The organism is Streptomyces sp. NTH33 (assembly GCF_003236365.1).
Taxonomy (GTDB): domain Bacteria; phylum Actinomycetota; class Actinomycetes; order Streptomycetales; family Streptomycetaceae; genus Streptomyces.
The window spans coordinates 1-9,865 of sequence record NZ_POTZ01000270.1; the positions used below are offsets into that span (position 1 = coordinate 1).

9 protein-coding genes and 1 pseudogene are annotated in these 9,865 nt (G+C 72.4%); 5 read left to right on the plus strand and 5 right to left on the minus strand.

The genetic code is table 11. The annotated features are described in order from the left end of the window. The first annotated feature begins 201 nt into the window (after positions 1 to 201). Genes argC through C1I97_RS23580 form a run of 5 tightly spaced genes read left to right on the plus strand, consistent with a single transcriptional unit; the run spans position 202 to position 5,071 of the window. Positions 202 to 1,230 carry an N-acetyl-gamma-glutamyl-phosphate reductase gene (gene argC / locus C1I97_RS23560; protein WP_111005185.1) on the plus strand — a complete coding sequence of 343 codons (1,029 nt, stop codon included), beginning with the start codon at positions 202 to 204 and terminating at the stop codon, positions 1,228 to 1,230. After that, a complete protein-coding gene (argJ, locus tag C1I97_RS23565) occupies positions 1,227 to 2,378 on the plus strand; it encodes a bifunctional glutamate N-acetyltransferase/amino-acid acetyltransferase ArgJ (RefSeq protein ID WP_111005186.1) in 1,152 nt (383 codons plus the stop codon). The genes argC and argJ overlap by 4 nt, the downstream gene beginning before the upstream one ends. Further along, on the plus strand, positions 2,375 to 3,283 hold the full coding sequence (argB, locus tag C1I97_RS23570) for an acetylglutamate kinase (protein ID WP_111005187.1): 909 nt from the start codon (positions 2,375 to 2,377) through the stop codon (positions 3,281 to 3,283). Before argJ ends, argB begins: the two co-directional genes overlap by 4 nt. 23 nt (positions 3,284 to 3,306) lie before the next feature. After that, entirely contained in the window at positions 3,307 to 4,491 is a 1,185-nt protein-coding gene (locus tag C1I97_RS23575) for an acetylornithine transaminase (protein WP_111005193.1), read from the plus strand. A gap of 19 nt (positions 4,492 to 4,510) precedes the next feature. Continuing rightward, positions 4,511 to 5,071, plus strand: coding sequence for an arginine repressor (locus tag C1I97_RS23580; protein ID WP_111005188.1), 561 nt, complete (start codon positions 4,511 to 4,513; stop codon positions 5,069 to 5,071). 18 nt (positions 5,072 to 5,089) lie between these two features. On the opposite strand, the gene C1I97_RS23585 is transcribed toward C1I97_RS23580, so the two are convergent. The 5 genes and pseudogenes from C1I97_RS23585 to C1I97_RS23605 all read right to left on the minus strand — a co-directional run bounded on the left by C1I97_RS23585 (position 5,090) and on the right by C1I97_RS23605 (position 9,655). Next, a complete protein-coding gene (locus C1I97_RS23585; protein WP_441349144.1) occupies positions 5,090 to 5,827 on the minus strand; it encodes an FAD:protein FMN transferase in 738 nt (245 codons plus the stop codon). Between the two features lie 67 nt (positions 5,828 to 5,894). Beyond that, positions 5,895 to 6,344: pseudogene (locus tag C1I97_RS23590) on the minus strand (FMN-binding protein); the annotation flags it as partial. 29 nt (positions 6,345 to 6,373) lie between these two features. Further along, entirely contained in the window at positions 6,374 to 7,756 is a 1,383-nt protein-coding gene (locus tag C1I97_RS23595) for a ferredoxin reductase family protein (RefSeq protein ID WP_181446873.1), read from the minus strand. A 62-nt stretch (positions 7,757 to 7,818) separates the two neighbouring features. Then, positions 7,819 to 8,277, minus strand: coding sequence for an FMN-binding protein (locus C1I97_RS23600; RefSeq protein WP_111005191.1), 459 nt, complete (start codon positions 8,275 to 8,277; stop codon positions 7,819 to 7,821). A 25-nt stretch (positions 8,278 to 8,302) separates the two neighbouring features. Beyond that, positions 8,303 to 9,655 (minus strand): ferredoxin reductase family protein, encoded by a 1,353-nt coding sequence (locus C1I97_RS23605; protein WP_111005192.1) that lies wholly within the window; start codon positions 9,653 to 9,655, stop codon positions 8,303 to 8,305. Between the last annotated feature and the right edge of the window lie 210 nt (positions 9,656 to 9,865).

The window sequence follows — 9,865 nt, forward strand, 5'->3', positions numbered from 1 at the left end:
CCCGGGGCGCGAGTATCGTCCTCACCTGCACAGACTCCCGCACAATCCCTCGACATCTCTGACACCGGAGGGCCCGTTGTCCCGCTTCGTGTTCATCAAGGCAGTGCTCGGACCGATCATGCGCCTGCCTGATCCGGCCGCTGCCGCCGTTGCATAAACGTACAAGGAAACGTATAGTCATGCCATCAAGGAGGAGGGTTCATGGCTGTACGTGTGGCGGTCGCCGGAGCGAGTGGATACGCGGGCGGGGAAGCGCTGCGCCTGCTGCTGGCGCACCCCGAGGCCGAGATCGGCGCCCTGACCGGGAACTCCAACGCCGGACAGCGCCTCGGCGCACTGCAGCCGCACCTGCTGCCGCTGGCCGACCGCGTCCTCGAGGAGACCACCCCCGGCGTCCTCGCCGGGCACGACGTCGTCCTCCTCGCCCTGCCGCACGGCCAGTCCGCCGCCGTCGCCGAGCAGCTCGGCCCCGACGTCCTCGTCATCGACCTGGGCGCCGACTTCCGGCTGAAGGACCCGGCCGACTGGGAGAGGTTCTACGGCTCCCCGCACGCCGGCACCTGGCCCTACGGCCTCCCCGAACTTCCGGGTGCCCGCACCGCGCTGGAGGGGTCCAAGCGCATCGCGGTACCCGGTTGCTACCCCACCGCCGCCTCCCTCGCCCTCGTCCCGGCCTACGCGGCCTCACTCGCCGAGAGCGAGGCCGTGATCGTCGCCGCCTCCGGCACCTCCGGCGCCGGCAAGGCACCCAAGCCGCACCTGCTCGGCTCCGAGGTCATGGGATCCATGTCCCCCTACGGCGTCGGCGGCGTCCACCGGCACACCCCCGAGATGATCCAGAACCTCAGCGCGGCGGCGGGGGAGCCGGTCACCGTGTCCTTCACCCCCACCCTCGCGCCGATGCCCCGCGGCATCCTCGCCACGTGCAGCGCGAAGGCCAGGCCCGGCGTCACCGCCGAGTCCGTGCGCGCCGCCTACGAGAAGGCCTACGCCGACGAGCCCTTCGTCCACCTCCTCCCCGAGGGACGGTGGCCCTCCACCGCGGCCGTGTACGGCTCCAACGCCGTACAGATCCAGGTGGCGTACGACCCCGCCGCGCACCGCGTCGTCGCGATCAGCGCCATCGACAACCTGACCAAGGGCACCGCGGGCGGTGCCGTGCAGAGCATGAACATCGCCCTCGGGCTCCCCGAGGAACTCGGACTTTCCACGATCGGAGTCGCACCGTGAGCGTCACGGCAGCCAAGGGATTCCAGGCGGCGGGCATCGCCGCCGGGATCAAGGAGAACGGCAACCCGGACCTGGCCCTCGTGGTCAACACCGGGCCCCGCCGCGCCGCCGCGGGCGTCTTCACCTCCAACCGCGTCAAGGCCGCCCCGGTGCAGTGGTCCGAGCAGGTCCTCAGGACCGGCCGCCTCTCCGCGGTCGTCCTCAACTCCGGCGGCGCCAACGCCTGTACGGGACCCAAGGGCTTCCAGGACACCCACGCCACCGCAGAGAAGGCCGCCGAGGTGCTCGGTGTCGGCGCCATCGAGGTGGCCGTCTGCTCCACCGGCCTGATCGGCGTCCTGCTCCCCATGGACAAGCTGCTGCCGGGCGTCGGGACGGCCGCCGCCCAGCTCTCCGAGCACGGCGGCGAGAAGGCCGCCATCGCCATCAAGACCACCGACACCGTCCACAAGACCTCCGTCGTCACCAAGGACGGCTGGACCGTCGGCGGCATGGCCAAGGGCGCCGGCATGCTCGCCCCCGGCCTCGCCACCATGCTCGTCGTCCTCACCACCGACGCCGACCTCGAGGCCGCCGCGCTCGACCAGGCCCTGCGCGCCGCCACCAGGGTCACCTTCGACCGCGTCGACTCCGACGGCTGCATGTCCACCAACGACACCGTGCTGCTGCTCGCCTCCGGCGCCTCCGGAGTCACCCCGGAGCACGAGGAGTTCGCCGAGGCCGTACGGGCGGTCTGCGACGACCTCGGCCAGCAGCTCATCCGGGACGCCGAGGGCGCCAGCAAGGACATCAAGGTCGAGGTGGTGGGCGCCGCCACGGAGGCCGACGCCGTGGAGGTGGGCCGCTCCATCGCCCGCAACAACCTCCTCAAGTGCGCCATCCACGGCGAGGACCCCAACTGGGGCCGCGTCCTGTCCGCCATCGGCACCACCCGGGCCGCCTTCGAGCCCGACCGGCTGAACGTCGCCATCAACGGCGTCTGGGTCTGCAAGAACGGCGGCGTCGGCGAGGACCGCGAGAAGGTCGACATGCGCTACCGCGAGGTCCACATCGTCGCCGACCTCGCCGCCGGCAGCGAGACCGCCACCATCTGGACCAACGACCTGACCGCCGACTACGTCCACGAGAACAGCGCGTATTCATCATGAGCACGGGAACGACGCGTAAGCACACGGCCCTGCCGAAAGCCCGGATCCTCATCGAGGCGCTGCCCTGGCTGACCCGGCACCACGGCAGGACCGTCGTCATCAAGTTCGGCGGCAACGCCATGGTGAACGAGGAGCTGAAGGCCGCCTTCGCCCAGGACGTCGTCTTCCTGCGGCACGCCGGGCTGAAACCGGTCGTCGTGCACGGCGGCGGCCCGCAGATCAGCGCGGCCCTGGACCGGCACGGCATCGTCAGCGAGTTCAAGGCGGGCCTCAGAGTCACCACCGAGGACGCCATGGACGTCGTACGGATGGTGCTGGCCGGGCAGGTGCAGCGGGAGCTGGTCGGACTGCTCAACCAGCACGGGCCGCTCGCCGTCGGCCTCACCGGCGAGGACGCGCACACCATCACCGCCACCAAGCACACCCCCGAGATCGACGGCGAGCTGGTCGACATCGGACGGGTGGGCGAGATCACCGAGATCGACACGGGTGCGATCGAGGCACTGCTCGCCGACGGCCGCATCCCGGTCGTCTCCTCGATCGCCCGTTCCCAGGACGACGGACATGTCTACAACGTCAATGCTGATACGGCGGCTGCGGCACTCGCTGCGGCACTGGGCGCCGAAACCCTCATGGTTCTCACCGACGTCGAGGGACTGTACGAGGACTGGCCGAACTCCGACGAGGTGATCAGCCGTCTGACCGCGAGCGAGCTGGAGAAGCTGCTGCCGGAGCTGTCCTCCGGAATGGTCCCGAAGATGGAGGGCTGCCTGCACGCCGTGCGCAACGGGGTGCGCACCGCCCGCGTCATCGACGGCCGGGTCCAGCACTCGATCCTGCTGGAGATCTTCACCGACGAAGGCATCGGCACGATGGTCGTGCCGGACGAACAGGGGGAGTCGTGAGCAACAGGGACGTGAACCAGGACGTGAGCAACGAGCAACTGACCGCGCGCTGGCAGGGCGCGCTCATGAACAACTACGGCACGCCGCGCCTGCCCCTCGTCCGCGGCGAGGGCGCGAGGCTGTGGGACGCCGACGGCAACGAGTACCTGGACTTCGTCGGCGGCATCGCGGTCAACGCGCTCGGGCACGCCCACCCCGCCGTCGTCGAGGCGGTCGGCCGGCAGATCGCCTCCCTCGGGCACGTCTCCAACCTGTTCATCGCCGAACCGCCCGTCGCCCTCGCCGAGCGCCTGCTGCAGCTCTTCGGCCGGGACGGCAAGGTGTTCTTCTGCAACTCCGGCGCCGAGGCCAACGAGGGCGCCTTCAAGATCGGCCGGCTGACGGGCCGCCGGCACATGGTCGCCACCGAAGGAGGCTTCCACGGCCGTACGATGGGCGCCCTCGCGCTCACCGGCCAGCCCGGCAAGCAGGAGCCGTTCCTGCCGCTGCCCGGCGAGGTCACCCACGTGCCGTACGGGGACGCGCAGGCACTGGCCGCCGCGGTCACCGAGGACACCGCCCTCGTCGTCATCGAGCCCATCCAGGGTGAGAACGGCGTCGTCGTGCCCCCGCCCGGCTATCTGAAGGCGGCCCGCGCGATCACGGCGGCCACCGGCGCCCTGCTGGTCCTCGACGAGGTGCAGACCGGCATCGGCCGTACCGGGCACTGGTTCGAGTACCAGGCCCACGACGGCGTCCTGCCGGACGTCGTCACCCTCGCCAAGGGGCTCGGCGGCGGACTGCCGCTCGGCGCCACCGTCGCCTTCGGGCGCGCCGCCGGACTGCTCCGGCCCGGCCAGCACGGTACGACCTTCGGAGGCAACCCGGTCTCCTGCGCCGCCGGACTCGCGGTGCTGGACACCATCGCGGGCGAGGGGCTGCTGGAGAACGCCAAGCGGCAGAGCGAGAGGCTGCGCGAGGGAATCGAGTCCCTCGGCCACCCGCTGACCGGCCACGTCCGGGGCGCCGGCCTGCTCCTGGGTATCGTGCTCACCGAGCCGCTCGCGCCGCAGGTGCAGCAGGCGGCTCAGGATGCCGGTTTCCTGGTGAACGTGCCCGCCCCCGACGTCGTACGGCTGATGCCGCCGCTGAACCTCGGCGACGACGCGGTGGACGCCTTCCTCGGGGCACTGCCCGGCATCCTGGACGTGGCAGGCGGGGACGGATGATCCGGAGAATGAGACGACGATGAGTCAGGCGCAGGACCACGGGCAGACCGGGCAGACCGAGGCCGCGAACTCCGGGCCCGCCGTGCCGCAGACACGGACCGCGCGTCACCGCCGGATCGTGGACATCCTCAACCGGCAACCGGTGCGGTCGCAGAGCCAGTTGGCGAAGCTGCTGGCCGACGACGGGCTGAGCGTCACCCAGGCGACGCTGTCGCGGGACCTGGACGAGCTGAACGCGGTGAAGATCCGCAACACCGACGGCGACCTGATCTACGCGGTGCCGAGCGAGGGGGGGTTCCGTACGCCACGTGCGCCGCTGGGGGAGTCGGTCAAGGAGGAGCGGATGCGGCGGCTCTCGCAGGAGCTGCTGATCTCCGCGGAGGCCTCCGCGAACCTCGTGGTGCTGCGGACTCCTCCGGGGGCGGCGCAGTTCCTCGCCTCGGCGATCGACCAGGCCGAGCTGCACGCCATCCTGGGGACGATCGCCGGTGACGACACGCTGCTGCTGATCAGCCGGGACCCCGGTGGGGGACAGGAGCTGGCGGACCACCTGCTGCGGCTGGCCCAGAACGGGCAGTGAGGTGCGTGCCGCCCGGACTCACCCCAGCCGGGCCGCCAGCCCCGCCGTGCACCTCACCTCGTCGCCCGCCGTGATCAGCAGCGCCTCCACGTCCGGCAGTGACTCCAGCCAGGCCAGCCCCTCCCGCGAGCCCCTCGCGAACGCGGCCGTGGCCCAGCAGTCCGCCCAGGTCAGGCTGGGGGCGACCACCGTGACCGCCACCAGGTCGGTGACCGCGGACCGGCCGGTGCGGGGGTCCACGATGTGGGCCCCGCGCTCCGCCGTACCCGACGTGGCCACCGCCAGTTCCTCCGCACCCGCCGAGGAGACCACCGCGGCCAGTCCGCCGGGGCGCAGGGGGTCCGACACGCCGACCCGCCAGGGCCGCTGCGGGCCGGGAGAGCCCAGCAGTTGCACGTCCCCGCCGCCGTTCACGCTGACCCCGTCCACTCCCGCCGCCGCGATCCGCCGGGCGGCCCGTTCGGTGGCCCAGCCCTTGACGATCCCGGTCGGGTCCAGTTCCCCCTGGTAGCGCAGGCTGAACCAGCCCTCGCCGGCCCGCTCGGCCTCGGCGCCCAGGGCGAGGACCTCGGCGACCTCGGGGTCGCACTCCTCCACGGTGAGTTCCCCGCGTGCCAGGCGGGAGAGCTGGCTGTCGTCGCGGTAGGTGCTGAACACCTCGTCGACGCGGTGCAGTCCGGCGACCGCCTCGCGCAGGGCCGTCCGCACCGCGTCGGGCTCCCCGCCGCGGACGTCGAAGGAGAAGACCGTCCCCATGACCTCCTCCGCGTGACGCACTGCGGCGGGATCCTTCGCCGGCTCGGCCACGTCCTCAGCCACCGGCCTGGTCCAGCGCCGACTGCAGCGACTTCCTGTACCCGTCGCTCGTGTACGTCGCCCCCGACACCGTGTCGATGTCCGCGCTGCCCGCCGCCACGGCCGCCCGGTTGAGCCTGGGCACGGCCAGGCCGCTCTTCTGGCCGCTGACCCCGCCCCGGGGCGCCTGCACCGCCGCCGCCCCGACGACCTTTCCGTCGCTGACGGTCAGCCGGACCTGCACGTTGCCGTACTGGGTCCGGGCCACGTCACCGGTGACGCTCCGCGTGCCCGTCCGCTGCGCCCCGCTGCCGCCCTGCGGCGACTCCTGCGCCGCCGCGCTCTGCTGCGGGGCCGCGCCGGCCGCCGAGGCGGAGGCCGGGTCGGACGCCGGCTTCAGCGACAGCAGCAGCACGATGCCGGACACGGTCGCGGCGCCGGCCAGCACGGCGCGGCGGACGGGGTGGCTCTTCCTCATCTTCTCCCAAGCTCCTGACGTCCCGTCGCTCACATCTCGAACGACTCGTGATGGATGCGGCGGGCGGGGACCCCCGCGCCGCGCAGTGCCTCGTACACCGACTGCGCGAAACCGGGTGGGCCGCACATGAAGACGTCGTGGCGGTCGATGTCGGCGATCTTCCGCCTCAGGGACTCCGCGGAGATGTCGGGACGTTCGCCGTCGGGGCTGTTCACCGCGTACATCAGCCGGGCGCCGCGCTCGTCGGCGATCTTCGCCAGCTCGTCCCACAGGGCCAGGTCCTCGGTGCTGTTGGCCCGGTAGAGCAGCGTGATGTCGCCGGCCGCGCCCGGCAGCGTCTCGAACAGCGCCCGCATCGGGGTGATGCCGACCCCGCCCGCGACCAGCAGCACCTTGCCCTGGCTGCGCCGGGACGCGGTCAGCGCGCCGTACGGGCCCTCCGCCCACACCCGGGTGCCGGGCTCCAGCTCGCGCAGCCGGGCACTGTGGTCGCCGATCGCCTTGACGGTGATGCGCAGCATGTCCGGGCGGGGCGCCGCCGACAGCGAGTACGGGTGCGAGGAGAACCGCATGCCCGGCGCCAGGAACCGCCAGCGGAAGAACTGCCCGGCCTCGGCGCCCATCCGGTGCAGTCTCCTGCCGCCGATCAGCACCGACACGATGCCCGGCGCCTCCTCGATCACCGCCTCCACCCGCATCCTGTGACGCAGGTTCAGCCGGATCGGGGTGAGGATCCGGTACCAGACCACCAGCGCGGTCACCGCGCCGTACAGGGCGTACCAGAAGGTCTTGGCGGCCGGCTCGACGGCGAAGTCGTTGCCGGTGGTGATCTGGTGCCAGAACGTCAGGAACACCGCCGCGTACGTGAACAGGTGCACGTGGTACCAGGTGTCGTACGGCATCAGGCGGCGCACCGGGCCGATCGAGACCAGTCCGACGACCACCAGCAGACCGGTGCCGATGGCGGCCTTGCCCATGTCGGGCAGCTCGTCGACGGAGCTGATCGTCTGCTGCACGATGCCGCCGAGCGACCTGCCGGACTGCAGCGCGTAGCCCCACATGGTGAGGAAGACGTGCGCGACCACCAGGCAGAGCGTGTAGCGGCCGCTCATGGCGTGCCAGCGGGCGACCCGGTCGGATCCGACCCGGCGCTCCAGGGCGGGCACGCGCGCCATCTGCAGGACGACCAGCGCCATGAGGTAGCCGGCGAGCAGGCCGGTGATCCGGCCCGCGTTGAGGATCTTTCCGTCGGTGTCGGGGATGGACGGGGTGTTCATCCACCACAGCCAGACGACGCCCGCGGCGCCCGCCGCGACGGCGAGCAGCAGCGGGACGGCGGGAGAACGACGCGGCCGGATGCGGCGCATCGTCTGGCGCCGGGCGGCGCGGCCTCCTGCGAGTGTGGTGGTCACGGTTCCTCCGTGGCGATTCGACCCTTGGCCGTCCACAGATACGTGGCGCGTCCGCCGAGCGTTCAGCGGCCCGCGGAGTCCAGCGCGGACTGGAGGGACCGGCGGTAACCGCCGCTCGTGTACGTGGCTCCGGAGACCGCGTCGATGTCCGCGCTCTGCGCGGCCAGCGCCTCCCTCCGCAGCTGGGGAAGGGCGTAGCCGCTGATCTCCCGGTCCCGTGGATTGTCCGTGGGATACGAGAGCGCGGTCACGTCCGTGATCCGGCCGTTCCTGAGCGTGACCCGCACCTGGACGGGGCCCCAACGCGTCCGCACCGTCTCGCCGGTGACGGTCCTGGTGCCGGTGGACCCGGTCGAGCCGCCGGACGCACCCGTGCCGCTGGACGGGGCCGGCGCGGGCACCGCGGCGGCCTGCGGCGGGGTGTGCGGCTTGAGCGACAGCAGCATCACCAGCCCGGAGACGGTGGCGGCGCTCGCCAGGACGACGCGGCGCAGCGGACGGCTCTTCTTCAACGCGTGCAACTCGGCCTCACAGCTCTCGCGGCTCTCACAGCTCGAACGACTCGTGGTGGATACGGCGGTCGGGCACTTCGGCGGCGCGCAGCACCTGGTACAGCTCCTGGGCGAAGGCATGCGGACCGCAGACGTACACGTCGTGCCCGGCCAGGTCGGGGACGGCCGCGCGCAGCGACTCGACGGTGAGGCGGGGGCGTTCGCCGCGCGGTCCGTTCAGCGCGTACAGCACCCGTGCTCCGCGCCGGCGCGCTATGGCCTCCAACTCGCCGCCCAGGGCCAGGTCTTCGGCCGTACGCGCCCGGTACAGCAGGGTGACGTCACCGGGCAGGGTCTCGAACAGCGCCCGCATCGGGGTGATGCCGACCCCGGCGGCGATCAGCAGCGACTTGTGCGAGGTGCGCCGGTCGGCGGTCATCGACCCGTACGGGCCCTCCGCCCACACCCGGGTGCCCGGCCGCAGCAGCGGCACGGCCGCACTGTGGTCGCCGAGCGCCTTCACCGTGATGCGCAAGTGGTCCGGGCGGGGCGGCGCCGACAGGGAGTACGGCGTCGACGTCCGGACCATGCCCCGGGCGAGGAACCGCCAGCGGAAGAACTGCCCCGGCCGCGCGCCCAGTTCCTCCAGCCGCCGGCCGCGTACGACGACCGAGTACACGCCCGGCGCCTCCTGGTGCACCGCCTCCACCCGCATCCGGTGCCGCAGGTTGAGCCGCACCGGGACCAGGATCCGGAACCACAGCACCAGGGCCGCGACGCCCCCGTACAGGACGTACCAGGCGGCGGTGGCCGCGGTGTGGCCGTTGAACTCGTTGCCGAGGGCCAGCTGGTGCCCGAAGGCGAGGAAGACGGCGGCGTAGGTGAGCAGATGCACGTAGTACCAGAACTCGTGACTGGTACGGCGGCGCACCGCGCGGGCCGAGGTGATGCCCACCGCGAACAGGATCACCGTGCCGGCGGTGGCCTTGAGCATCTCCGGGTAGTCCAGCACCACCGTGACCGCCTCGCGCGGCAGCGAGGAGCCGTCCTGGGCGGCGTACCCGGCCAGGACCAGCACCACGTGCGCGACCAGCAGGCACACCGTGTAGCGGCCGGCCATCGCGTGCCAGCGGGCCACGCGGTCCGAGCCGATCCGCCGCTCCAGCAGCGGCGCCCGCGCCATCAGCCCCACGAGCACCGCGCAGGCGTACCCGCACAGCAGGCCCGCGATGCGCCCGGCGCCGGTCAGCCATCCCGCCGCGCCCACGACGGAGGCCGTGTCGTACCACCACAGGCCCACCACCGCGGCGGCCCCGGCCCACAGCAGCGCGAGCACGGCGCCCGCCGGGGAGCGCCGTGTCGCCCGTGGCACGGGCGGTGCCGCCCGCCGTTCGTGCACCGTGGTCATCCCGTTCCCCGTCCTTCTTCCGCCGGTCCGGTTCCTTCGCCGGCCCAGGACGCAACTGTGCGGGACGAACCTCTGAGGGCGCTCTGAGCCGGGGTGTCCCCGGGCCGCCTTCAGAGAATTCTTAAAGTCACTCCGCCGCCGTACGGGCCGGCGACCGGCGATGCTGGATGGGCCATGAACGACTTCCGACCGAGCCCCCCAGGCCTGCCC

Bases quoted from the DNA above. Each gene is read 5' to 3' on its own strand.
- argB (WP_111005187.1), top strand. From the start codon at position 2,375: ATGAGCACGGGAACGACGCGTAAGCACACGGCCCTGCCGAAAGCCCGG.
- C1I97_RS23585 (WP_441349144.1), bottom strand. From the start codon at position 5,827: ATGGGGACGGTCTTCTCCTTCGACGTCCGCGGCGGGGAGCCCGACGCG.
- argC (WP_111005185.1), top strand. From the start codon at position 202: ATGGCTGTACGTGTGGCGGTCGCCGGAGCGAGTGGATACGCGGGCGGG.
- C1I97_RS23580 (WP_111005188.1), top strand. From the start codon at position 4,511: ATGAGTCAGGCGCAGGACCACGGGCAGACCGGGCAGACCGAGGCCGCG.
- C1I97_RS23605 (WP_111005192.1), bottom strand. From the start codon at position 9,655: ATGACCACGGTGCACGAACGGCGGGCGGCACCGCCCGTGCCACGGGCG.